The organism is Actinoplanes sp. NPDC048796 (genome assembly GCF_040650035.1).
In the GTDB taxonomy this organism is placed as follows: Bacteria; Actinomycetota; Actinomycetes; order Mycobacteriales; family Micromonosporaceae; genus Actinoplanes.
Genome location: NZ_JBEZGO010000001.1, coordinates 1,638,843 through 1,661,955, shown reverse-complemented (window position 1 = coordinate 1,661,955; position 23,113 = coordinate 1,638,843). Strand labels below are relative to the sequence as shown.

The window sequence follows — 23,113 nt, the reverse complement described above, 5'->3', positions numbered from 1 at the left end:
CCACCCCGCTGTACTGCCCCTACTGCGGCGAAGAAGACCTGTTCCCGAACGAGGCTTCGCACGGCGCGTGGGAGTGCCACTCCTGCGCCCGAGTCTTCACGGTGAAGTTCAACGGCTTGCTCTCCAGAGGAGTCAAACAATGACCATCGTGGCCGCCACCAACCTCAACCTGGTCACCCTCGGCGCTCCCGCCGTCACCCAGGACCCCACCCGCCGTTCCCGCGAGGAGCTCCAGGCCCTCGCCCTCGACGCCGCCCGCGACCTCGAGGGCGCGCCGGCCGAGGTGATCGCCAAGTGGGCGACCGACACCTTCGGCGACCGTTTCTGCGTGACCAGCTCGATGGCCGACGCGGTGGTCGCGCACGTCTTCTCCCGGGTCTCGCCCGGCGTCGACGTGGTCTTCCTCGACACCGGCCTGCACTTCCCGGAGACGCTGAAGGTGCGCGACACCGTCGCCGCCACCATGAACGTCAACGTCCGCTCCATCCGCCCGCGGATGACGGTCGGCCAGCAGGACGGCGAGTACGGGCCGCGGCTGTTCGCCCGCAGCCCCGACGAGTGCTGCTTCCTGCGCAAGGTGGAGCCGCTGGAGCGCGCCCTGTCCGACTACGACGCGTGGGCCACCGGCCTGCGCCGCGACGAGTCACCGACCCGGGCCAACACGCCGATGGTCGCGTTCGACGCCAAGAAGGGCAAGGTCAAGGTCAACCCGATCGCGGCCTGGACCCAGGCCGACGTGGACCGCTACATCAGCCGGTGGAACGTGCCGGTGAACGAGCTCTTCAAGAAGGGCTATGGCTCGATCGGCTGCTGGCCGTGCACGCGGCGGACCAAGGCCGGCGAGGACCCGCGCGCGGGCCGCTGGGCGATGTTCGAGAAGACCGAATGCGGTCTGCACGTCTGACCGTCCTGCTGGTCGCCCACGGCAGCCGGGATCCGCGGGCCGCCGCCTCGACCGAGGCGCTGGCCCGCGCGGTGGGGCGCGCCCGGCCGCAGTGGAACGTGCGGGCGTCATACCTGGACCACGCGGGGCCGCGGCCGCTGGACGTTCTCGCGGCGCTCCCAGCCGGCTCCCGGGTCGTCGTGGTGCCTCTCCTGCTGACGGCGGCTTACCACGGGCGCGTCGACGTGCCCGCTGTGGTGGCGGCCGCGGCCGCGCTGCCGATCCACGTGACACTGGCCGATGTTCTCGGCCCCACTCCCGCCGACAAATACGAAATGTCCGGCATCGGGGGCGCGGCTGCGGGTTCTAGCGTTCTCGGCGCGGGCGCGGGCGCGGGCGCGGGCGCGGGCGCGGGCGCGGGCGCGGGTGTCGGCCTTGCCGGCGCGGCCACAAGCGCCGGCGTTTCGAGCGCAGTTGCGGGTTCTGGTGCTTCGGGCGCAAGCGCCGGTGTTGTGGGCGTGGCTGCGGGTTCCGGCGCTTCGGGCGCGGGTGCCGGTGTTTCCGGCCTGGCTGCGGGTTCTGGTGGCTCAGGCGTGGGCGCCGGTGTTTTGAGCGCGGCTGCGGGTCCTAGCGTTCTCGGCGCGGGCGCGGGCGCGGGAACGGGCACGGGAACGGGCGTGGGCACGGGAACGGGCGTGGGCACGGGAACGGGCGTGGGCACGGGAACGGGCGTGGGCACGGGAACGGGCGTGGGCACGGGAACGGGCGTGGGCGCGGGAACGGGCGTCGGTGGTGCGGGCGCGGCCGTAGGTTCTGAGGCTTTCGGCGTGGCTGGGCGTGGGGGCGTTCCGGGCGCGCTTCTCGACGGGCTGATCGGTCGGCTGCCGGGGGGTGGGCTCGATGGCGTGGTGCTCGCCGCGGCCGGGACGCGGGACGCCGCCGCCCGGGAAACGATCATGTGGGTGGCGGATGCCCTGAGCGCTCGCCTGAGCCTTCCGTGCGCCGTCGCCTATGCCTCGGGCGCCCTGCCGCGTCCCGAGGGCGCTGTGGGCCTTCTGCGCGGCCGGGTCGGGATGGCGGCCTACTTCCTTGCTCCGGGTCACCTCTACGACCTCGCGGTGCGCTCGGCGCTCGACGCGGGTGCGGTGACTGTCGCGGCGCCGCTGGGTGACGCGCCCGATCTTGTACGCCTCGTGATCGCTCGCGTCGTGCTGACTCAGAGTCACTATCCCGTTGCGGCATAAGGCCGGCACGGACCGTATGGAGAATGTGGACCATTCGTGGTGGGCGCCGGCAATTTCGAGATCATTTCGTGGATTCTCGATGGAACCCAACGTGATCGAATTAGCGCGCTGGGCGAAGTCCGAAGGAACCTCTCAGGAAACGGCGCGCTGAGTAATCGACCGGAAACAGCAAGACGCCCCGGTGCCGATCGGCCCGGGGCGCAAATGCTGTGGGGGATTGGTTCAGGCGGTAGGAGCGCCGACCCGCAGGCCGCCACGACGCTTCACGGCGCGTCGCTCGTCTTCGCTCATCCCGCCCCAGACGCCGGCGTCCTGACCCGATTCGAGTGCCCAGGAAAGGCAGCTCTCGGTCACGGGACACCGCCGGCACACGGCCTTGGCCTGCTCGACCTGCAGGAGCGCGGGGCCGGACGTCCCGATCGGGAAGAACAGCTCCGGGTCCTCGTCGCGGCAGATCGCATCGTGACGCCAGTCCATGGCGGCAACACTCCTTGTTTCGGATGGGGTAATGAATCGCGTTACTGGTTTACCTATGCATGCGCGTTGGCGGCCGGCGGGCTGGAACCCTCCGCTCGCCATGCGTCAGCAAGCTTTTGTGTTTGTGGCAAGCCGTTCGGCGCATCTGAATTAGGAACGCGCACAAGCAGCAGCCGGTTACTTCATATCGCTTGTGAATGCTTTCACGAACTCTGGCGATGTCAAGGGTAGCGCCAGAAGTTTCTCCCGGCGGGTGAGCTGGCTCACGGCCCCTTTGTCCGGTTTCAGGGCTACTGCCAGGACCCGGTGACGAACGCTCCCATCAATGTAGTACGGTCACGGCCCTTCTGCCGACCTTTTGACCGAGTTTCTGTAACGGATCGTGAGGTTCCCTACCCCGTGATCAGCAGATCACACGTAGTGCGTCGGGAACGGACACGAAGTGCACCTTCTGACGCTCGCCGAGATAATCGCCGTCGAGCTGGAAAGGCTGCGGGCGTGCCGCCACCACGGTGAATTCGTCCTGGTCGTGCAGCTGTAGCACCTGTTTGCCGCTCGGATCGCCCTTGCGGGTCGCCAGCTGCGCCATCGTCCGGGTCGTGCTGGTGATCGCGAGACCACGCAAAGCGAGGATGTCGAGCCCGGTGTCGAACGAGGCGTTCGGGTTGGGATTGATGGCCCGGTCGCCCAGATAGGTCCACGGCGCCGTGTTCTGAACGACGACCGTGCCGAGGTCGATCTCCGGCGGCTCGCCGGGACGCTCGATGCTCAGCGGCGGGGTCTTGCGGTCGTCGCCGAAGAACTGGCCGACGATCGACCGGAAGTAGAGGCCCGGCGTCGAGGTGCGGCCGCGCAGCCGGGCCTGCTCGACCCGGCGCACCACGGCGGCGTCGAAGCCCATGCCGGCGGCGAACGTGAAGAAGCGGTCGTCGGCCCGGCCCAGGCCGATCACCCGGTGCCGGCCGTCGCGCAGCCCGTCGAGGATCACGCTGGTGCCCTCGGCCCAGTCGCGGGGCAGGCCGAGCGCGCGGGCGAAGACGTTCGTGGAGCCGCCGGGCACCACCGCCAGGGCCGGCAGCGCCTGCGCGCGCGAATCGGTCATGCCGGTCAGCGCGCCCTCGGCGGTCATCAGCCCGTTCACCGCCTCGTTGACCGTGCCGTCGCCGCCGAGGGTCACCACCACATCGACGCCGCTCTCGGCGGCGGTGCGGGCCAGCGCCGTGGCGTGCCCGCGGCGGGTCGTGTACTCCACCGACAGATCGACCGCGCTGCGCAGGGCGCGCACCAGGACGTCCCGGCTGCGCTCGCTGGTGGTCGTAGCCTTGGGGTTGACCAGCAGTAACGCTCGCATGCGCGGCACTGTACCCAACAACGGCCCGAAAGACTGTCGGTATGGTGCTGCAGTGACAGGTGAGAAGTCAGTCGTTGACAACCCCACAACGCTGGTATGGGCGGTGCGGCTGCTCTACCTGGAGTGCGCCGCGCTGGCCGCGCTCACGGTATGGCTCGTCGTGCAGGATCTGACCAGTGACGACGTCAATGTCGGCGTGGCCGTGTCGCTCACGGTGTTCGCCGCGATCGGTGTCGCCTTCATCTTCCTCGTGGCGCGTTTCCTGGGTCAGCGACGGCGCGGCAGTCGGGGCCCGGCGATCGTCATTCAGCTCTTCGTGATCGCCACCGGAGGCTTCCTCATCCAGGTGAATCCGCTCTGGCTGGGTGTTGTGCTGATGGCGTTGGGTGTGCTTGTGGGCCTGCTGGTCGTGCTTCCGGCGAGCACGAGAGCACTGGGCATCGATTAACGGGTCTTATTTCGGGTACGAGGGCCTACCCTGTGGGAGTGACCGGATCAACGGTGCGGCCGCCCGCGTACCAACTGCTGGCGGACGAGTTACGGGCCGACATCACCTCGGGGCGCCTGCAACCTGGCGAGCGACTGCCCCCGGAACCTGAGCTGTGCGTCAAGACCGGCGTGAGCCGGAGCACCGTGCGGGAGGCGTTACGCCTGCTGGCCAGCCAGCATCTCATCGTGACCACCCGCGGAGTCACCGGCGGAAGCTTCGTCGCGCACCCGGACGCCGAGCAGCTCGCCGACGGCCTCGCCACCGGTTTCACGCTGCTGACCAACTCGGCCGACGTCGGGTTCGCCGACCTGCTCGAGCTGCGCCGGGCGCTGGAGGTGCCGGCGGCCGGGCTGGCCGCGGTGCGCCGCGACGACGAGCATCTCCTCGAGATACACGGTGCGCTCTTCGATCCGGCGGCCGACGACCTCGACACGATGCTGGCGGCGCACGCGGCGTTCCACATGTCGGTGGCCAAGGCGACCGGCAACCCGCTGTTCGAGCTGGTGGTGCGGCCGCTCTACCACGCCTCGTTCGGTGAGGACGTCACCAGCGACCTGCCGCCCGGGTATTGGCGGCAGATCGACGCCGACCACCGGCTGCTGCTCGACTGCCTGACGATGCGGGACGCGGAGTCGGCCACCAGGGCGGCCGCCCGTCACCTCGATTACATCGCGGCGGTCGTGCGCTAGAAGTTGACGCGGCGCGTCACGAGACGGATCGTGGCGCGCTGGCCCGTCGCCTCGGCGGTGGCCGAGGTGGTGAGGGCGGTCAGCACCTTCCACGCGAACGACGACTCGGCGGGAAGTTTGGCCCCGCGCACGGTCGTCACGGTGACCTCGACGGTCAGGGCGTCCTCGGTGACCGCGAACCGGCAGTCGAGCTCGGCGCCGCGGGTCGCGATGGCCAGCAGCATGGCGCACGCCTCGTCGACGGCGATGCGCAAATCCTCGATCTCGTCGAGGGCGAAGTGGAGCCGGGCGGCCAGACCGGCCGTCGCCGTCCGGAGCACGCCGAGATAACCACCGTCGGCGGGCACGGTGAGCATGACGACGTCGTCGCCGATCGCCGGATCCGGTTGTGTGTCCGTCAGAGTCACCGTGTCATCCTCCCAACGCCACGGACTCTAGCGCCCGGCCGGAAACTACGCGACGACGGCAGGCCCGTCCCTGCGGACGGTGCCTGCCGTCGTACGCGAAGCTCAGGCCTGCTTGGTCTCCCAGAAGATCTTGGAGATCTCCTCGATCTTGCCGAGCAGCTGGTCGGCCACGGCCGGGTCGACCGAGCCCTTGGCGCCGGAGGCGCCGGCCAGCTTGGTGGCCTCGTTGAACAGCTGGTGCAGGTTCGGGTACTTCTCGAAGTGCGGAGCCTTGAAGTAGTCGGTCCACAGCACCCACAGGTGGTGCTTGACCAGCTCGGCGCGCTGCTCCTTGATCAGGATGGCGCGGGTGCGGAACTCCGGGTCGGTGTTCGCCTGGTACTTCTCGGCGATGGCCTTGACCGACTCGGCCTCGATCCGGGCCTGCGCCGGGTCGTAGACGCCACAAGGCAGGTCGCAGTGGGCGCTGACCTCGGTGCGAGGCGTGAGGAAACGTGGAAGTCGCATCAGGACTCCTCCATACGGTTGCGATGATCCGTGGTTGACACTACCCCTTACATACTTGCCGTAACGCGACGGAGGACTGATGCCTTGAGATGGCAATTGCCACTGTTCGCGGTCCTGGTCCGCGGGCCGTCCATGGCGCCCACCCTCCGATCGGGCGACGCGCTGATCGTGTGGCGGGGCGCCCGCCGGCTTCGCCCGGGCCGGATCGTGGTCGCGCGCTTCCGCTCCCGGCCCGACCTCCTCGTGGTCAAGCGGACGGTCCGCGAGCAGGACGGCGGCTGGTGGATCGAGGGTGACAACTCCCTGGTGGAGGACGATTCCCGGGCGTACGGGGTGGCCGATGTCATCGGGCGGGTTTTATTGCGCTACTACCCGCGGCTCACTCGGCTACGTTAGGGTTCAGAGATCGCAGCGCACACTCGCGCTGCGATAGCTGTTACACGGGTGATCCCCGCATCGCGCTCCGGTCCGGCGCACAACTCGCCGTGCGATCGGTGAGCGCCTCGACAACGTCCTGATGCCGGTTGGAGTCACCGTGTCCTACTTCAGTTTCGAGCTCGATCCCGCCCTCGCCGCCGACCCCGTCTTCGACCTGCACAAGCGGGGCAAGATGGAGATCAGCGCGACCGTTCCGCTGACCAGCCGCGACCACCTCTCGCTGGCCTACACGCCCGGCGTGGCCCGGGTCTGCGAGGCCATCGCCGACGACGAGTCGCTCTACTCCGACTACACGTGGACGGCCAACACGGTCGCCGTGGTCACCGACGGCTCGGCGGTGCTCGGCCTCGGCAACATCGGCCCCAAGGCCGCGATGCCGGTCATGGAGGGCAAGTCCATCCTGTTCAAGCAGTTCGGCGGCGTCGACTCGATCCCGATCTGCCTCGACACGCAGGACGTCGAGGGCATCATCGCCACGGTCACGGCGATGGCGCCGTCGTTCGGCGGCATCAACCTCGAGGACATCAGCGCGCCTCGCTGCTTCGAGATCGAGCGCCGGCTCGACGCCGCGCTCGACATCCCCGTCTTCCACGACGACCAGCACGGTACGGCGGTGGTCACGCTGGCCGCCCTGCGCAACGCGGCCAAGCTGCTCGGCCGCCGCTTCGCCGACCTCCGCGTCGTGATCAGCGGCGCCGGCGCGGCCGGGGTGGCGATCACCCAGACGCTGATCGCGGCCGGGGTCGAGGGCGCCAACGTCATCGTCTGCGACTCGCGGGGCATCATCCACGCCGAGCGCGGCGACCTCACCCCGATCAAGGCCGAGCTGGCCGCCACCACCAACCTCTCCGGCCGTACGGGCGGAATCTCCGAGGCGCTGATCGGGGCGGACGTGCTGATCGGGGTCTCCGGCGGCGCCATCGAGGAGAGCGCGGTCGCCGGCATGGCACCCGGCGGGATCATCTTCGCCCTGGCCAACCCGACGCCCGAGGTGCCGCCGGCCCTGGCCCACAAGTACGCGGCGATCGTGGCGACCGGCCGCAGTGACTTCCCCAACCAGATCAACAACGTGCTGGCGTTCCCGGGCATCTTCCGGGGAGCGCTCGACGTGCGGGCCTCGACGATCACCGAGCGGATGAAGGTGGCCGCCGCTGAGGCGATCGCCGACGTGGTCTCCGACGACCTGCGCCCCGAGGCGATCGTCCCGTCGCCCCTCGACCCGCGGGTCGCGCCGGCGGTCGCCGAGGCGGTCGCGGCCGCCGCCATCGCCGACGGGGTGGCCCGCCGCACCGCGCCGGTCCCGGCCGAGACCCGTACGGCAAGCGTCTCCTGATCTTCGAGAGGTTCATCGATGGCCCGCGGCGCTCGCAAAAGCGCCGCGGGCCGTTAATGTCTTCGGCTATGCGCGCCGCCTACGCCATCGCCGCCGATCCCGACGACCCCCGCTCCGCGCTGCGCGTGGGCGACCGGCCCGAGCCGACCCCGCCGGACGGCTGGGTGACGGTCGAGGTGCGGGCCGCCTCGCTCAACCAGCACGACCTCTGGTCGCTGCGCGGGGTGGGCCTGCCCGCCGACCGCCTGCCGATGATCCTCGGCTGTGACGGTGCCGGCGTGGACCCGGACGGCAACGAGGTGGTCATCTACCCGGTGGTCGCCGACGAGAACGACCCGCGCGGCCTGTCACTGCTCTCCGAACGGCACCCCGGCACGCTCGCCGAGCGGGTCGCGGTGCCGCCGGAGAGCCTGGTCGCCAAGCCGGCCGGGCTGTCCTTCGTGGACGCGTCGTGCCTGCCCACGGCCTGGCTCACCGCGTACCACATGCTGACCACGCGCGGCCGTGCCGAGGACGCGGACGCGGTGCTGGTCCAGGGCGCCGGCGGCGGGGTGGCCACGGCCGCGGTCGCGCTCGCGCTGGCCATGGGCAAGCGGGTGTACGGCACCAGCCGCGACCCGGGAAAGCGGGAGCGGATCGCCGAGCTCGGGGCGACCGCTGTCGAACCGGGCGCGCGCCTGCCCGAGCGGGTCGACGTCGTCATCGAGTCGGTCGGCGCGCCCACCTTCGACCATTCGATGAAGTGCGCCAACCCCGGCGCCCGCATCGTCGTCTGCGGCGCCACCGGCGGCCACCTGGCCACAGTGGACCTGCGGCGCCTGTTCGCCATGCGGCTCGACGTGCTGGGCAGCACGATGGGCACCCGCGACGACCTCGAGGCCCTGCTCGACCTGCTCGTGACGACCGGCGTGCGGCCGGTGGTGGACTCGACGTACGGCTTCAGCGCGGTCGGCGACGCCTTCGCCCGCCTGGAGTCGGGCGACATCTTCGGCAAGGTCGTCGTCGACCTGCTGCACTGAAGCTCAGCTCAGCTCGTTCTCGAGCGTGGCCACGCCACCCCGGGTGGCGTCGGCCTGGAGCCGCCGGCGGGCGGTGGCGTCGCCGTACAGACTCCACCGCCAGAAGTCCGTGGTCGTGGCGGCCACGACGTCGAAGGCGGCGCCGGTCGCGATGTGCCCGCCCTGGGTGACGCTGAGCAGGGCCTTGGGCCACGGTACGGCGTCGTAGGCCGCCCGCCCGTCGCGATAACCGACCACTTTGTCCCGCTGCCCGTGCACGAAGAGCAGGGGGGCCTTGGTCCCGGCGAACGGCGACGCCAGGACCTGACGCCCGGCCAGCACCACGCCGGCGATCAGCCGCTTGTCGCGGGCGTTGCTGAACATCCCGATCGTGGTGATGCCACCCGCCGAGTGCCCCGCGGCGGCGACCCGCCCGGCGTCGACGCTCCCCTTCAGCCTGGCCAGGACCTCGGTGATGACGTACGAGGCGTCGGCCGGCTGATTGAGCACGTCCAGAATGTTGAGCTCGCCGGACTCACCGGACGTGTGCGGATAGGCGGGCGCCGCCACCACGAAGCCGGCCCGCGCCCAGGCTCTCAGCAGATCGGCGTAGTCGCCGGGGTCCGCCGTGAGCCCGTGGCTGAACAGGATGAGCGGGAACGGCCCGTCGCCCTTCGGCGCCCACACCGTCGTCGCGAGCGGCCGGTCCGCGCCCCGCTGCAGGGCCAGCCGTCGGGTGGTGACCGCGAAGCGCCGGGCCGGAGCTTTCGGCGCCGGAGTGGGGCTGGTGGCGGTCACCGTCGGAACAGTCGCGGCCGGCTTCGGCGCGGCCTTCTCCGTCGAACATCCGGCGAGCGCGGCTGCTCCCAGCCCTAGGACAAGAGTTCGGCGATACACCGGACCCATTGTTGCTCGCCGGCAATCCCACGGAGGGGTGAAATCTCCGTACGGAGGTGTTTGTCCAGCTAGTCGACCTGGTGGACGGGTCGGCGGGCTCGGATCGCGGGCGTTGTTTCGCTAAGGTCTTCCGCATGTCTGACAACAGAGTCGACCCGAGCGGCAACACCGAGGCGTTCCGCGCCTTCACGGACCAGACCCCGCAGCAACAGCCGGCCCCGGCGTCCAAGACCCCGCTGATCATCGGCGGCGTCGCGGTCGCCGTGGTCCTCATTGCCCTGATCATCTGGCTCGTAGCCTGACTCCCGGCCCGGCGCGGGGCTGATCCGCGCCGGCCGTCAGCGGGCTGATCCGCGCCGGCCGTCAGCGGGCTGATCCGCGCCGGCCGTCAGCGGGCTGATCCGCGCCGGCCGTAAGCGGGGCTGACCCCGCGCCGGCCGTAAGCGGGGCTGACCCCGCGCCGGCCGTCAGCGGGGGAGGGAGAGCGCCGTCCGGGACTGGTCGGCGATCTCCAACTCCTCGTCGGTCGGTACGACGCAGACCGGGATGCGGGTGCCGTCCGGGGAGATGACCGGCTCGCCGCTCGCGTTGCGGATCGGGTCGATCTCGATGCCCAGGGCCTCCAGCCCGGACAGCGAAGCGGCGCGGACGGGGGCCGAGTTCTCGCCCACGCCGGCGGTGAACGTGATGGCGTCGACCCGGCCGAGCACCGCCAGGTAGGCGCCGACGTACTCCCGGATGCGGCGGCAGTAGACGTCGAAGGCCAGCGTGGCCGCCGGGTCGCCCGCGCCCCGGCGGTCGATCACGGCCCGCAGGTCGTTCTCGCCGGTGAGGCCGAGCAGGCCGGCGCGGCGGGTCAGGCTGTTCTCGATCTCCTCGATCGGCAGGCCGGCCACGCGGTGCAGTTGGAAGACGACGGTCGGGTCGATGTCGCCGCTGCGGGTGCCCATCACCAGGCCGCCCTGCGGCGACATGCCCATCGACGTGGCCACGCTGAGGCCGCCGCGGACCGCGCACGCGCTGGCCCCGTTGCCGAGGTGCAGCGTGATCACGTTGGTGTCCTCGACCGGGCGGCCCAGCAACTCGGCGGTCTTGCGTGCCACGTACGCGTGTGAGGTGCCGTGGAACCCGTACCGCCGGATCTGCCACCGCTCGGCCAGCTCGGCGTCGATCGCCCAGGTCACGCCCTCGGGCGGGATCGTGGCGTGGAACGCCGTGTCGAAGACGGCCACCTGCGGCACGTCCGGCAGCAGCTTGCGGGCCACCTCGATGCCGGTCAGCGCGGCCGGGTTGTGCAGCGGCGCCAGCGGCACCAGCGACTCGATGCGGGCGACCACCTCGTCGTCGATGACCGTCGGCCGGCTGAACTCGGGCCCGCCGTGCACCACCCGGTGGCCCACCGCGGCCAGGCCGGCCAGGTCGACCGAGTCCATGATCTGCTGGAGCGCGGCGCGGTGGTCGGCCGTGTCGCCGCCGGTCTCACCGATCCGCTCGATGAGACCTTTCGCGACCGTGCCGGTCCCGTCGAAGAGCCGGTATTTCACCGACGAGGAACCGCTGTTGAGGACCAGAACCCGAGTCATCGCGCCGCCGCCTGGATCGCTGTGATCGCCACTGTGTTGACGATGTCTTTGACTGTCGCCCCGCGGGACAGGTCGTTCACCGGTCGCCGCAGGCCCTGCATGACCGGCCCCACGGCGACGGCGCCGGCCGAGCGCTGCACCGCCTTGTACGTGTTGTTGCCGGTGTTGAGGTCGGGGAAGATGAAGACCGTCGCCTTGCCCGCGACCGCGCTGTCGGGCAGCTTGGTCGCCGCCACGGCCGGGTCGATGGCCGCGTCGTACTGGATCGGGCCCTCGACCGGCAATTCGGGCGCGCGCTCGCGCACCAGGGCGGTGGCCGCCGCGACCTTCTCCACGTCGGCGCCCGCGCCGGAGCTGCCGGTCGAGTAGGACAGCATGGCCACCCGGGGCTCGAGGCCGAAGGCGGCCGCCGTACGGGCCGAGGAGAGCGCGATGTCGGCCAGCTGGGCCGCGTCGGGGTCGGGGTTGACCGCGCAGTCGCCGTAGACCAGCACCCGGTCGGCCAGCAGCATGAAGAACACGCTGGAGGCCACCGACACGTCCGGGACCGTCTTGATGATCTCGAAGGCGGGGCGGATCGTGGCCGCGGTCGTGTGGTTGGCGCCGGAGACCATGCCGTCGGCCTTGCCAGCCTGCACCATCAGGGTGCCGAAGTAGTTGACGTCGCGGACCACGTCGTACGCCAGATCGAGCGAGACGGCCTTGTGCTTGCGCAGCTCGGCGTAGGTGGCGGCGAACTCGTCGCGCCACTCGCTCGTTTCCGGGTCGACCAGCCGGGCGCCGCCGATCTCGAGGCCGAGCTCGCGGGCCCGCCGGGTGATCTCGTCGGGGACGCCGAGCAGGGTCAGATCGGCGACGCCGCGCCGCAGCAGCGTCTCGGTGGCCCGCAGGATGCGCTCGTCGGCGCCCTCGGGCAGCACGAGGTGCCGGCGCTCCGCACGGGCCCGGTCGATCAGGTCGTTCTCGAACATCAGCGGGGTGACCCGGCTGGAACGGGTCACGTCGAGCAGGCGGGTCAGCTCGGCGGTGTCGACGCTCTCCTCGAAGGCGCCGAGCGCGGCCTCGATCTTGCGGGGCGTGCCGGTGCCGAGGCGGGCCTCGATGCGGCCGGCGGCCGAGATCGTGTGGTAGCTGTCGGAGTCGACCACCAGCATGGCCAGGCCGGTGTTGAGCCGCTCGATCACCCGGACCGCGCGCTCGTCGGGCCGCTCGCCGAGGGTCAGCACCAGGCCGGCCAGCGTCACGTTCCCGGCGGCGTGGGCGGCGCTGGCCGCCACCAGCAGGTCGGCCCGGTCGCCGGGGGTGATCAGCAGCGCCCCGTCGGTCAGGTGGTCGAGCAGGGCCGGCACGTGGGCGGCGCCGACCACGTAGTCGAGCACGTCGCGGTCGAGCGCGCTCGCCCCGCCCGAGACGACCGTCGCGTCGAGCGCGGCCGCCACCTCGGCCACGGTCGGCGCGCTGATGGCCGCGACCTCGGGGATGGTCCAGGTCGGCACCGGCAGGCCGGGATCGGCGATCTCGAACGATGGCACCCGGTTGGCGATGACGGCCAGGACGGTCGCGTCGAGGTCGGTGAAGGAGTGGTAGGCGCTGCGGGCGGCGGCCACCAGCGACTCGGGCCCCCGGTCGGCACCGCTGATCACCGGAATGACCACGCTGCCGAACTCGGTGGCCAGCCGGGCGTTGAAGCCCAGCTCGCGGGGCATCTCATCGCGGTCCTTGGCCGGGCCCGCGAAGTCGCTGCCGATCACCACGACCGAGCTCGCCAGCCGCTCGACCTCGCGGTAGCGCTCGACGATGCGGGAGATCAGCTCCTCCCACTTGCCGTCGGCCACCAGCGCACTCGCCTCGGCCGTGGTCACGCCGTACGACTCCGGGTACGGCGCCACGACCGGATAGCGCTTCGTCAGCAAGGTCAGCAGCGGATCGTCCTCGGCGGCGGCGACCAGCGGACGGAAGACACCGATCCGCGCCACCTGCCGGGACAGCAACTCGACCAGCCCGAGGGCGACCGTGCCCTTGCCGACGCTCGGTCCGAGACCGGTCACATACACACTTCGTGCCACGGACCAAACCTACCGGCCGGGCTTGGCGGCCGCCGGGCCGAAAGTCCTAACTGTGGATGACGCCATGCCTGTCACAGATGACGCAGGTACGCGGTCGGCGAGGCCAGGAACCCGCGCCAGTTCGCCACGACCTCCAGGTCGTCCCACGCGACCTTCGCGATGCCGTCGGGGCCGAGCGCGAGGATCGTCGCCCCGGGCAGGGCGGTGAGCAGCGGCGAGTGCGTGGCGATCACGACCTGCGCGCCGTCCGCGCGGAGCTTGTCCAGCATCCCGAGCAGCCCCAGCGTCGACGTGAAGGAGAGGGGCGCCTCCGGCTCGTCCATCAGATAGAACCCGTACCCCCGGAACTTGCGGGTCAGAAGCTCCAGGAACCCCTCGCCGTGGCTCTGCTCGTGCAGCCCGCCGTCCGGATTGTCGCCGGAGAGACCTTCGAGGTACGTGTACAGGCCGTGGGTGGTCTCGGCCCGGAGGAAGTACGAGTTGACGCGCTTGCCGGGCGTACGGATGACCCGCAGCGCCTCGCCGAGCGGCGCCTCCGTGACCCGGGTCGAGTGCCGGGCCGACCGTGAGCCGCCCTCCGGGTTGAGCCCGGTCGCCACGGCCAGCGCCTCGATCAGCGTCGACTTGCCCGACCCGTTCTCGCCGACCAGGAACGTCACCCCGGGCGGGATGTTCAGCCCGTGCTCGAGCAGGGCACGGACCGCCGGGATCCGCGCCCACCACTGCGTACGGTCGATCTCGGCGTCGGCGGAGAGCTCCACCCGCCGGATCGGCGACCTATTCGTCCTCGTCCTCGTCGTCGCGGGCCAGCCAGGTGGCCAGGCGCTCGATCGGCGTCTCGAACTCCGGGTTCAGGTCGACGAAGGTCCGCAGCTGCTCGCCCAGCCACTCCAGCGTGACCGTCTCCTGGCCACGCCGTTCGACCAGTTCCTCGATGCCGCGATCGGTGAAGTACATGCCCGGATAGTAAGAGGGGGCGCCCCGCCGCAGCGGAGCGCCCCCTCTTAGAACAGCGTCACGGACGCGGCAGCGAGGCCTCGATCAGCGCCGTCTGCTCGGCGTCGTGCATCTTGGCCGAGCCGACCGCCGGCGCGGCGGCGGCCGGGCGGGAGATCCGCCGCAGGCGCACGCCCTCGAGGTGCTCGAGCAGGTTGAGCGCGACGAACGACCAGGCGCCCTGGTTGGCCGGCTCCTCCTGAACCCAGGCGTAGTCCTCGGCGTTGGGGAACTGGGCCAGGATCGCCTTGAGCTCGTTCACCGGCAGCGGGTAGATCTGCTCCATCCGGATGATCGCCGTGTCGGTGATGCCGCGCTCGGCGCGGGCCTGGAACAGGTCGTAGTAGACCTTGCCCGAGCAGAGCAGGACCCGCTTGACCGAGGCGGCGTCCAGCGGCGTGCCGTTGATCCCGGCGTCGCCGATGACCGGCTGGAACGTGCCCTGGGTGAAGTCGGCGACCGACGACACCGCGAGCTTGTGGCGCAGCAGCGACTTGGGCGAGAAGACCACCAGCGGCTTGCGCTTGCTGGACAGGGCCTGGCGGCGCAGCAGGTGGAAGTAGTTCGCCGGGGTGGTCGGGTTGGCCACCCGCATGTTGTCCTGCGCGCAGAGCTGGAGGAACCGCTCGGGACGGCCCGACGAGTGGTCGGGGCCCTGGCCCTCCTGGCCGTGCGGAAGCAGCAGCACCAGCGACGACTTCTGGCCCCACTTCACCTCGCCGGAGGAGACGAACTCGTCGACGATCGACTGGGCGCCGTTGACGAAGTCACCGAACTGCGCCTCCCAGAGGACCAGCGCCTCCGGGTTCTCCACCGAGTAGCCGTACTCGAAGCCCATCGCCGCGTACTCGCTGAGCAGCGAGTCGTGCACGAAGAACCGGGCGTTGCCGGTGGCCAGCGTGGACAGCGGCAGGAAGTCCTTGCCGGTCTTGGCGTCGACGACCGAGGCGTGCCGGGAGACGAACGTGCCGCGGCGCGAGTCCTGTCCGGCCAGCCGGACCGTGACGCCCTGGCTGAGCAGCGAGCCGAACGCGACCAGCTCGCCGAAGCCCCAGTCGATGCCGCCGTCGTTGCCCATCTTGGCCCGGCGCTCGAGCAGCTGCTGGACCCGCTTGTGCGGGGTGAAGCCCTCGGGCAGCTCGATGTGGGCCTGACCGACCGCGCGGACGACCGACGCGTCGACGGCGGTGTCGACCTCGGGCTCGGCCTCCTCGGAGATCACCCGCGGCCGCGGCGGCGTGCCGGCCGAGTCACGGGTCGCCTTGAAGACCTGCTCCAGCTGGGACTGGTAGTCGCGCAGCTGCTCCTGGGCGCCGTCCACGGTGATGTCACCGCGGCCGATCAGCTCCTCGGTGTAGAGCTTGCGCACCGAGCGCTTGGTGTCGATGATCTCGTACATCCGCGGGTTGGTCATCGACGGGTCGTCGCCCTCGTTGTGACCGCGGCGGCGGTAGCAGACCAGGTCGATCACGACGTCCTTGTTGAACGCCTGGCGGTACTCGAAGGCCAGCTTGGCCACCCGCACGACGGCCTCGGGGTCGTCGCCGTTCACGTGGAAGATCGGCGCCTGGATCATCCGGGCCACGTCGGTCGAGTAGAGCGACGAGCGGCTGTACTCGGGCGCGGTGGTGAAGCCGACCTGGTTGTTGACGACCACGTGCACCGTGCCGCCGGTGCGGTAGCCGCGCAGCTGCGAGAGGTTGAGCGTCTCGGCGACCACGCCCTGACCGGCGAACGCGGCGTCGCCGTGCACCAGCACCGGCAGCACCGTGTAGCCGTGCAGGCCCAGGTCGAGGCGGTCCTGCTTGGCCCGGACGATGCCCTCGAGCACCGGGTCGACCGCCTCCAGGTGGGACGGGTTGGCGACCACGCTGACGGTGGTGGCGTGCTCGCCGTCGGGCGCCGTGTACTTGCCGGTCTGGCCCAGGTGGTACTTGACGTCACCGGAGCCGTGGGCCGACTTCGGGTCCATCTGACCCTCGAACTCGTTGAAGATCTTCTCGTACGGCTTGCCGACGATGTTGGCCAGCACGTTCAGCCGGCCGCGGTGGGCCATGCCGATGACCATCTCGTCCAGCCCGGCCTCGGCCGACGACTCGAGCACCGCGTCGAGCAGCGGGATCAGCGACTCGCCGCCCTCGAGCGAGAACCGCTTCTGGCCGACGAACTTGGTCTGCAGGAAGGTCTCGAAGGCCTCGGCCGCGTTGAGCCGGTTGAGGATGTGCTTCTGCTCGTCCGCGTCGGGCTTGGTGTACTTGATCTCGATGCGGTCCTGGATCCAGCGCCGCTCCTCGGGGCCCTGGATGTGCATGTACTCGATGCCGACCCGGCGGCAGTAGGTGTCGCGCAGGACGCCGAGCACGTCGCGCAGCTTCATCTTCTGCTTGCCGGCGAAGCCGCCCACCGGGAACGTCCGGTCGAGGTCCCACAGGGTCAGCCCGTGCTGGAGCACGTCGAGGTCGGGGTGGCGGCGGATCTCGAACTCGAGCGGGTCGGTGTCGGCCATCAGGTGGCCGCGCACGCGGTACGCGTGGATGAGCTCGACGACCCGGGCCGCCTTGTCGATCTGGCCCTCGGAGGTGTGCGCGACGTCGCGGACCCAGCGGACCGGCTCGTACGGGATCCGCAGCGACGTGAAGATCTCGTCGTAGAAGGCGTGGTCGCCGAGCAGGAACTCGTGCATCGCCTTGAGGAACTCGCCGGACTGCGCGCCCTGGATGACTCGGTGGTCGTACGTGCTGGTCAGCGTGGTGACCTTGCTGACCCCGAGGTCGGTCAGGGTCTCGTCGCTCATGCCGGAGTAGGGCGCCGGGTACTCCATGGCGCCGACGCCGATGATCGCGCTCTGGCCGGTCATCAGGCGGGGGATGGAGTGCACCGTGCCGATGCCGCCCGGGTTGGTCAGCGAGATCGTCGTGCCGGCGTAGTCGTCCATGGTCAGCTCGTTGCGGCGGGCGCGCCGGACCACGTCCTCGTACGCCTGCCAGAACTTGCGGAAGTCCATCTTCTCGCAGCCCTTGATGGACGGCACGACCAGCGTGCGCGAGCCGTCCTTCTTGGCGAGGTCGATGGCGATGCCGAGGTTGATGCTCTCCGGCTGGACCAGGGCGGGCTTGCCGTCCACCTCGGCGAACGAGTTGTTCATCTCCGGGTGCTTCATGACCGCGCGGATCAGCGCCCAGCCGATCAGGTGGGTGAAGCTGACCTTGCCACCCCGGCCGCGCTGGAGGTGGTTGTTGATCACGATGCGGTTGTCGACCATGAGCTTGGCCGGGACCGTGCGCACCGATGTGGCGGTCGGCACCTCCAGCGAGGCCGACATGTTCTGTACGATCTTGGCAGCGACACCGCGGAGCGTGGTGGTCTTCGTACCCTCGGCGGCCTTGCCGTTGGCCTCGGCCGGGGCCGGCTTGGGCGCCGGTTTCGGGGCCGGGGCCGGCTTGGCGGCCGGCTTCTCAGGAGCGGGAACAGTCGGCTTGACGGGAGCCACAGTGGTGGCGGCCGGCGCGTCGGTGCCGGCGCGCTTGGCGCTCGCGGTGGCGTTCGCCGCGGTCGCCTCGTCGGGCGTCACGATCGATCCCGTGGCCATCGCCGGCTTGTAGTCGGCGAAGAAGTCGTGCCATGCGGGGTCGACGCTGGTGGGGTCGGCCAGGTATCGCTGGTACATCTCGTCGACGATCCACTCGTTGGGACCGAAGTCCGCGAGTGGGTTCTCATGAGAGGTCTGCTGGGTCGACACTTCCGTGTTCGCCTCTTTCACCATGTTTGTCAGCACGCGACTGTTTCCGTCACATGGGACGGGAAGGATTCGGCATCCAGGCTACGCCGTCCCTAGAGGCGAACTGTCCCCACGTCGGTTGTGTGACGGGGAGAAAGCTATTGATCCGCTTAAGGGTGGTGGTGGGGCGGTCGGATGGGTCAGGAGATGTCGCGACGCTTGGTGATCAATGTGCCGATGATTCCGGTGAGGGCGGCGTAGCCGATCAGCACGGCGGCGCCAACCCATCGCGGAGGGTTACCGGGAAGGTCGGTCCCGGAGATCATCAGCTGCGACGCGGTCGTCGGAACGAGCACCTGAAGCTTGTTGATCCACTCGGCCACCCACTGGCTGAGCAGGAAGAACACCAGCTGCAGGGCCGCGCTGCCGACCACGTACGAGATGGCCAGGACCAGGGTGGCCGCGATCTGGCTGCGAATCAGCACGCCCACGCCGACACCGAGGATCGCCCACAGGATGAAGGCGAGCGCGTTGAGCCCGATGGCCCGCCAGACGTCGCCCGAGCCGAGCTGCGTGGGCACATCCAGGTTCGACATGATCGGTGGTACGACGATCAGGTTGATCACCGTGGTCGCCAGCCAGACGATCAGGCCGACCGCGATCGCGGCGCCGAACTTGGCCAGGATGACCGATTCCCGCCGCGGCGTCGTCAGGAACGTGGTAGTGGCCGTCAGGTGGAAGAACTCGCTCGTCACGATGATCGCGGCGAGCAGCACCACGATCAGGATGCCGAAGTACTGACCGCTGGTGTACATCGTGGTGGCCACGTTCACCGGCTCGAGCGCGGCCTGCACCTGCTCGGCCTGGACGTCGGTCGCGCCATCGGTGGTGGCGGGGTCGGTGGTGGCGAACGTGGCCCAGTTGGCCAGCACGCTCGCCGCGTACAACGGCACCAGGACGATGCCCAGGATCCACCAGATCGAGGTGGTACGGACCTTGAACAGCTCCGCGTTGACCAGGCCGAGACTCATCGGATGCCCGCCTTTCCGGCCGTGAGCTGAAGGAACACCTGTTCGAGGTCGCCGCGCTCGGTGGCCAGCTCGTGCAGCTCGACCGAGGCGGTGAAGGCGGCGTGGCCGATGGCGGCGGCCTCGGCCCCGATCACCATGAGGGAGCCGTCGGACTGCTCGGTGGCCGTCGCGTTCAGCTCGGAGAGGGCGGCCTTGAGCTCGGCCGGCTGCGGGGTGCGGACCCGCACGTGGGCACCCGTGCCCATCGTGCCCAGCACCTCGTCGACCGGGCCCTGCCGGATCAGCTTGCCGGCCGCCACGATCACCACGTCGTCGGCCAGCAGCTGCATCTCGCCCAGCAGGTGGCTGGAGACGAGCACGGTGCGCCCCTCGGTGGCCAGCGCCTTGAGCAGGTCGCGCATCCAGCGGATGCCCTCGGGGTCGAGGCCGTTGGCCGGTTCGTCGAGGATCAGCACGCGCGGGTCGCCGAGCAGGGCCGCGGCGATGCCGAGCCGCTGGCGCATGCCCAGCGAGTAGCCCTTGAACTTGCGGTTGGCGGCCGGGGTGAGCCCGACGATGGTCAGCACCTCGTCGGCCCGGCTGTCCGGCAGGCCGGCGGCGCGGCAGATCATCCGCAGGTGGTTGCGCCCGGTGCGGCCGCGGTGGGCGCTGGACGCCTCGAGCACGGCCCCGACGTGCTTGATCGGGTCGTGCAGGTCGACGTACTTCGTACCGCCGAAGGTGGCCTGGCCGGAGGTCGGCGTGACCAGCCCGAGCAGCATCCGCAACGTGGTGGTCTTACCCGCGCCGTTGGGACCGAGGAACCCGGTCACCCGGCCGGTGCGGACGCTGAACGAGAGATCGTCCACCGCACGTAGACGTTTGTATTGCTTCGTGAGGTGCTCGACGACGATCTCGTCGGTGCTCATCGACATCCCTTCCGAGGTCTGGGAAAGGTCAACCTACTAAACCGTGGCGATCCATGTGGCCCGTGCCGTGGCGATTCGATCACCCTCCGGTCCGTACACCGTGGAGTTCACGAGCGCCTTGCGGCCGCTGAACTCGACCGCGGCGCCCATGATCACGCAGGTCGTGCCCGGTTCGGGCAGCGCGGCGACGTCGGCCGCGATGCGTCCCAGCACGTACGTCCGCCCGCTGTTCAACGCCGCCCATCCGCCGGGACAGTCGAGCGCGGCCCAGACCACCGGCAGATCCGCCTGTTCGGGCACGGACCAGGGTGCGGCCGTACGCCCGTCCGCCAGCGGCCCGGAGAAGACGCGCAGCCCGTCCGGGCGCTCCGTCCCGCAGACGTAGCAGGTGGGGAAGGGGTGCGCCGTGAAGCCGGGGTACGACGTCGAGGCCTCGGCCGCCTCCGGCAACCCGACCGGCGGGACCGGTGACAGCGCCCCGCCGACCTCGGACAGAGAGGCCACGAGCGTGTCGCCGTCGAGCACCGACCCGCCCTCGAGCCGCAGCTCGGTCTCCAGCGGCGGCGGTACCCGCAGGGTCACCTCGTGGACCGGCCCGCCCGGCCGCGCCCCGGCCGCGACCGCGAAGGCCCCGGCCGACCATCCACCGTTCCCGGTGCCCGGTGGCCCGTTGTAACGAGCAGGAATGAGCATGTGAGGAAGGCTCGCACAAGCCGTTCATTTTGTAGCCATGAATCGCCACCTGGACCGACATTCCATCGGCAGGTGTCACCCTTACACAAGTCACATGGCCGTATTACTTACCGCCGCCGCCCCCACCGGGACCAGCGGCTACACCCTGCTCATCGCCGACGACCCCGAGCAGGTCGCCGCCGCGCAGCGGCTGCGACACGACGTCTTCGCGGGCGAGCTCGGCGCCCGTCTCCCCGCCTCCGCCGACGGGCGCGACGTCGACGAGTTCGACGAGTTCTGCGACCACCTGATCGTGCGCGACGACGCGTCCGGCGCGGTGGTCGGCACCTACCGGATGCTTCCGCCGAAGGCCGCGGAGCGCGCCGGCCGCCGCTACGGCGACGGCGAGTTCGACCTGGCCGGCCTGCGCCCGCTGCGCGACCAGCTGGTCGAGACCGGCCGTTCCTGCGTGCACCCCGACCACCGCAGCGGCGCGGTGGTCAACCTGATGTGGGCCGGCCTGGCCCGCTACCTGCACCTGAACAACCTGCGCTGGCTCGGCGGCTGCGCCTCGGTGCCGCTCGACGACGGCGGCGTCACCGCGGCCGGCGTCTGGGCCCGGGTGCGGAACAAGCACCTCTCGCCACCCGCCCTGCGGGTCACCCCGCGCCGCAACTGGCTGGCCGGTACCGATCTCGAGGGCGACCCCAAGGTGCAGCCGCCGGCCCTGCTCAAGGGCTATCTGCGGATCGGCAGCTGGGTCTGCGGCGAACCGGCCTACGACCCCGACTTCGACTGCGCCGACTTCTACGTGCTGTTCTCCATGGACCGGCTGGACCCGCGGTACCGCCGCCACTTCCTGGGAGCGACCCGATGATCGCCCTGTGGCAGCCGGTGTCCGGGTGCACCGCGCTGTGCCGGGACGGCGCCGACCGGCGGGTGCTTCCCGGTGCCGGCTTCCTGCGCATGGTCACCCTGGCCGGCGTACTCGCCGGGGGTCTGTTGCTCGTGCCCCTGCTGCGCGGGGTCGCGCTGCGCACCCTGGCCCGCGCGATGCTCGCGGTCCTGGGCATCCGGGTGGTCCGGCAGGGCCCGGCCGTGAAACCGGGCAGCATGCTGGTCGCGAACCACGTCTCCTGGCTGGACATCCTGGTGCTGATGGCGTCGGCGCCGGTGCGCCTGGTGGCCAAGGGCGAGGTGGGCTCGTGGCCGGGTATCGGGGCCCTGGCCGGCCTGTCCGGCGCGATCTTCATCGACCGCTCCCGGCCCAAGGCGCTGCCGGCCACGGTGGCCGAGGTGACCGCGGCGCTGCGGTCGGGCCGGACGGTCGCGGCGTTCCCCGAGGGCACCACCTACTGCGGCGCCAACCAGGGCGCCTTCCGGCCGGCGCTGTTCCAGGCCGCGATCGACGCGGGCGCTCCCGTGGTGCCGGCCTCGCTCGTCTACGACTCGACGGCGGCCGCCTTCATCGGCGACGACACCCTGTGGGATTCCGTACGCCGGGTCGCCGCTCTCAAGAAGCTGACAGTCACCCTCGTGACCGCTCCCGCGCTGCGCCCCGCCGCCGGCGCCGACCGCAAGGTGCTCGCCCGCGCCGCGCAGTCCTCGCTCCGCGTCTCCGGATACCGCCTGGCGGCCTAAGCCGTCTTTCAGAAAACTTTCAGCCGCCGTGCAGGCCAGTCGCAGCGGACTGATAAATACTGGGTGTCATGGCCGTTCAGACCCAGCCCAAGCAGGCCGAGGCGAAACTGCTCGTCGTCGAGGACGACGCGAACATCCTCGAGCTGCTTTCCGCCAGCCTTCGATTCGCCGGCTTCGACGTGAGCACCGCGACGAGCGGCAGCGCGGCGGTCAGCGCGGCGAAAAACTCCACCCCCGACCTCGTCGTCCTCGACGTGATGCTGCCCGACCTCGACGGCTTCGAGGTCATCCGGCTCATGCGCGAGGGCGGCCAGCGTACCCCCGTGGTCTTCCTGACCGCCCGGGACGGCACGGACGACAAGATTCGCGGCCTCACCCTGGGCGGCGACGACTACGTCACCAAGCCGTTCAGCCTCGAGGAGCTCACCGCCCGCATCCGGGCGGTGCTGCGCCGCACGACGCAGGGCGACGAGGAGCCGTCGCGCCTGGTCTTCGCCGACCTCGAGCTCGACGAGGAGACCCACGAGGTCTACCGCGCCGGTCAGCGCGTGCAGCTCTCGCCCACCGAGTTCAAGCTCCTGCGCTACTTGATGCTCAACGCCAACCGGGTGCTGTCCAAGGCGCAGATCCTCGACCACGTCTGGAAGTACGACTTCCGCGGTGACGACAACATCGTCGAGTCGTACATCTCGTACCTGCGCCGCAAGGTCGACAACGTGCAGCCGCGCCTGATCCACACCCTTCGCGGCGTCGGCTACGTGCTCCGCAAACCCGCCGTCTGAGC

At 70.4% G+C, this 23,113-nt stretch carries 23 protein-coding genes and 1 pseudogene; 11 read left to right on the top strand and 13 right to left on the bottom strand.

The window, feature by feature from the left end; genetic code table 11:
* Positions 1–139 precede the first annotated feature (139 nt).
* Both AB0C26_RS07445 and AB0C26_RS07440 read left to right on the top strand, forming a co-directional pair.
* The gene (locus AB0C26_RS07445; RefSeq protein WP_360242965.1) at positions 140–904 is read left to right on the top strand and encodes a phosphoadenylyl-sulfate reductase; all 765 of its coding nucleotides are present in this window, start codon (positions 140–142) and stop codon (positions 902–904) included.
* Positions 886–1,197: pseudogene (locus tag AB0C26_RS07440) on the top strand (CbiX/SirB N-terminal domain-containing protein); the annotation flags it as partial. The gene AB0C26_RS07445 and the pseudogene AB0C26_RS07440, both read left to right, overlap by 19 nt.
* Before the next feature lie 1,152 nt (positions 1,198–2,349).
* Here AB0C26_RS07440 and AB0C26_RS07435 read toward each other — a convergent pair.
* Both AB0C26_RS07435 and AB0C26_RS07430 read right to left on the bottom strand, forming a co-directional pair.
* Positions 2,350–2,604: a WhiB family transcriptional regulator gene (locus AB0C26_RS07435; protein ID WP_014447395.1), complete on the bottom strand. Its 255-nt coding sequence runs from the start codon at positions 2,602–2,604 to the stop codon at positions 2,350–2,352.
* A 403-nt stretch (positions 2,605–3,007) separates the two neighbouring features.
* Positions 3,008–3,955 carry a diacylglycerol kinase family protein gene (locus tag AB0C26_RS07430; protein WP_360242962.1) on the bottom strand — a complete coding sequence of 316 codons (948 nt, stop codon included), beginning with the start codon at positions 3,953–3,955 and terminating at the stop codon, positions 3,008–3,010.
* A gap of 52 nt (positions 3,956–4,007) precedes the next feature.
* Here AB0C26_RS07430 and AB0C26_RS07425 point away from each other — a divergent pair, with 52 nt between their 5' ends.
* Entirely contained in the window at positions 4,008–4,403 is a 396-nt protein-coding gene (locus AB0C26_RS07425) for a hypothetical protein (protein WP_360242959.1), read from the top strand.
* A gap of 38 nt (positions 4,404–4,441) precedes the next feature.
* Positions 4,442–5,134, top strand: a complete 693-nt coding sequence (locus AB0C26_RS07420; RefSeq protein ID WP_360242956.1) for a FadR/GntR family transcriptional regulator — start codon at positions 4,442–4,444, stop codon at positions 5,132–5,134.
* Here the strand turns inward: AB0C26_RS07420 and AB0C26_RS07415 are convergent.
* Positions 5,131–5,490, bottom strand: coding sequence for a trypco2 family protein (locus tag AB0C26_RS07415; RefSeq protein WP_097318732.1), 360 nt, complete (start codon positions 5,488–5,490; stop codon positions 5,131–5,133). The two genes, AB0C26_RS07420 and AB0C26_RS07415, sit on opposite strands and share 4 nt — an antisense overlap.
* A gap of 153 nt (positions 5,491–5,643) precedes the next feature.
* Positions 5,644–6,048, bottom strand: coding sequence for a superoxide dismutase, Ni (gene sodN, locus AB0C26_RS07410; protein ID WP_360242953.1), 405 nt, complete (start codon positions 6,046–6,048; stop codon positions 5,644–5,646).
* A gap of 84 nt (positions 6,049–6,132) precedes the next feature.
* Between sodN and AB0C26_RS07405 the strand changes: the two genes are divergently transcribed.
* From AB0C26_RS07405 to AB0C26_RS07395, 3 genes are all read left to right on the top strand, one after another.
* Entirely contained in the window at positions 6,133–6,444 is a 312-nt protein-coding gene (locus AB0C26_RS07405; RefSeq protein WP_360242950.1) for a S24/S26 family peptidase, read from the top strand.
* A gap of 121 nt (positions 6,445–6,565) precedes the next feature.
* The gene (locus AB0C26_RS07400) at positions 6,566–7,819 is read left to right on the top strand and encodes an NADP-dependent malic enzyme (RefSeq protein WP_360242947.1); all 1,254 of its coding nucleotides are present in this window, start codon (positions 6,566–6,568) and stop codon (positions 7,817–7,819) included.
* Between the two features lie 68 nt (positions 7,820–7,887).
* On the top strand, positions 7,888–8,838 hold the full coding sequence (locus AB0C26_RS07395) for a zinc-binding dehydrogenase (protein WP_360242944.1): 951 nt from the start codon (positions 7,888–7,890) through the stop codon (positions 8,836–8,838).
* Positions 8,839–8,841: 3 nt separating this feature from the next.
* Here the strand turns inward: AB0C26_RS07395 and AB0C26_RS07390 are convergent, their stop codons facing one another.
* Positions 8,842–9,615 carry a chlorophyllase gene (locus tag AB0C26_RS07390; RefSeq protein ID WP_360242941.1) on the bottom strand — a complete coding sequence of 258 codons (774 nt, stop codon included), beginning with the start codon at positions 9,613–9,615 and terminating at the stop codon, positions 8,842–8,844.
* 233 nt (positions 9,616–9,848) lie between these two features.
* Here AB0C26_RS07390 and AB0C26_RS07385 point away from each other — a divergent pair, with 233 nt between their 5' ends.
* Positions 9,849–10,016: a hypothetical protein gene (locus AB0C26_RS07385; RefSeq protein ID WP_360242938.1), complete on the top strand. Its 168-nt coding sequence runs from the start codon at positions 9,849–9,851 to the stop codon at positions 10,014–10,016.
* A 165-nt stretch (positions 10,017–10,181) separates the two neighbouring features.
* Here AB0C26_RS07385 and AB0C26_RS07380 read toward each other — a convergent pair whose 3' ends face one another.
* From AB0C26_RS07380 to AB0C26_RS07345, 8 genes are all read right to left on the bottom strand, one after another.
* On the bottom strand, positions 10,182–11,297 hold the full coding sequence (locus AB0C26_RS07380; protein ID WP_360242935.1) for an acetate kinase: 1,116 nt from the start codon (positions 11,295–11,297) through the stop codon (positions 10,182–10,184).
* Positions 11,294–13,363 carry a phosphate acetyltransferase gene (gene pta, locus AB0C26_RS07375; protein WP_360242932.1) on the bottom strand — a complete coding sequence of 690 codons (2,070 nt, stop codon included), beginning with the start codon at positions 13,361–13,363 and terminating at the stop codon, positions 11,294–11,296. Before pta ends, AB0C26_RS07380 begins: the two co-directional genes overlap by 4 nt.
* 71 nt (positions 13,364–13,434) lie before the next feature.
* Complete coding sequence (locus AB0C26_RS07370) at positions 13,435–14,124, bottom strand: AAA family ATPase (RefSeq protein WP_360242929.1); 690 nt, start codon at positions 14,122–14,124, stop codon at positions 13,435–13,437.
* 16 nt (positions 14,125–14,140) lie between these two features.
* Positions 14,141–14,320 carry a DUF6104 family protein gene (locus AB0C26_RS07365; RefSeq protein ID WP_097318060.1) on the bottom strand — a complete coding sequence of 60 codons (180 nt, stop codon included), beginning with the start codon at positions 14,318–14,320 and terminating at the stop codon, positions 14,141–14,143.
* A gap of 58 nt (positions 14,321–14,378) precedes the next feature.
* Positions 14,379–18,098 (bottom strand): multifunctional oxoglutarate decarboxylase/oxoglutarate dehydrogenase thiamine pyrophosphate-binding subunit/dihydrolipoyllysine-residue succinyltransferase subunit, encoded by a 3,720-nt coding sequence (locus AB0C26_RS07360; RefSeq protein WP_360243615.1) that lies wholly within the window; start codon positions 18,096–18,098, stop codon positions 14,379–14,381.
* Between the two features lie 179 nt (positions 18,099–18,277).
* Positions 18,278–19,108: an ABC transporter permease gene (locus AB0C26_RS07355; protein WP_360242926.1), complete on the bottom strand. Its 831-nt coding sequence runs from the start codon at positions 19,106–19,108 to the stop codon at positions 18,278–18,280.
* Positions 19,105–20,022 (bottom strand): ABC transporter ATP-binding protein, encoded by a 918-nt coding sequence (locus AB0C26_RS07350; RefSeq protein ID WP_360242923.1) that lies wholly within the window; start codon positions 20,020–20,022, stop codon positions 19,105–19,107. Before AB0C26_RS07350 ends, AB0C26_RS07355 begins: the two co-directional genes overlap by 4 nt.
* Before the next feature lie 30 nt (positions 20,023–20,052).
* A complete protein-coding gene (locus tag AB0C26_RS07345; RefSeq protein WP_360242920.1) occupies positions 20,053–20,709 on the bottom strand; it encodes a hypothetical protein in 657 nt (218 codons plus the stop codon).
* A 94-nt stretch (positions 20,710–20,803) separates the two neighbouring features.
* Here AB0C26_RS07345 and AB0C26_RS07340 point away from each other — a divergent pair, with 94 nt between their 5' ends.
* The 3 genes from AB0C26_RS07340 (at position 20,804) to AB0C26_RS07330 (ending at position 23,111) form a co-directional block, all read left to right on the top strand.
* Positions 20,804–21,565 carry a GNAT family N-acyltransferase gene (locus tag AB0C26_RS07340; protein WP_360242917.1) on the top strand — a complete coding sequence of 254 codons (762 nt, stop codon included), beginning with the start codon at positions 20,804–20,806 and terminating at the stop codon, positions 21,563–21,565.
* Complete coding sequence (locus tag AB0C26_RS07335) at positions 21,562–22,329, top strand: lysophospholipid acyltransferase family protein (protein WP_360242914.1); 768 nt, start codon at positions 21,562–21,564, stop codon at positions 22,327–22,329. Before AB0C26_RS07340 ends, AB0C26_RS07335 begins: the two co-directional genes overlap by 4 nt.
* Before the next feature lie 68 nt (positions 22,330–22,397).
* Complete coding sequence (locus AB0C26_RS07330) at positions 22,398–23,111, top strand: response regulator transcription factor (RefSeq protein ID WP_360242911.1); 714 nt, start codon at positions 22,398–22,400, stop codon at positions 23,109–23,111.
* Positions 23,112–23,113: the final 2 nt, after the last annotated feature.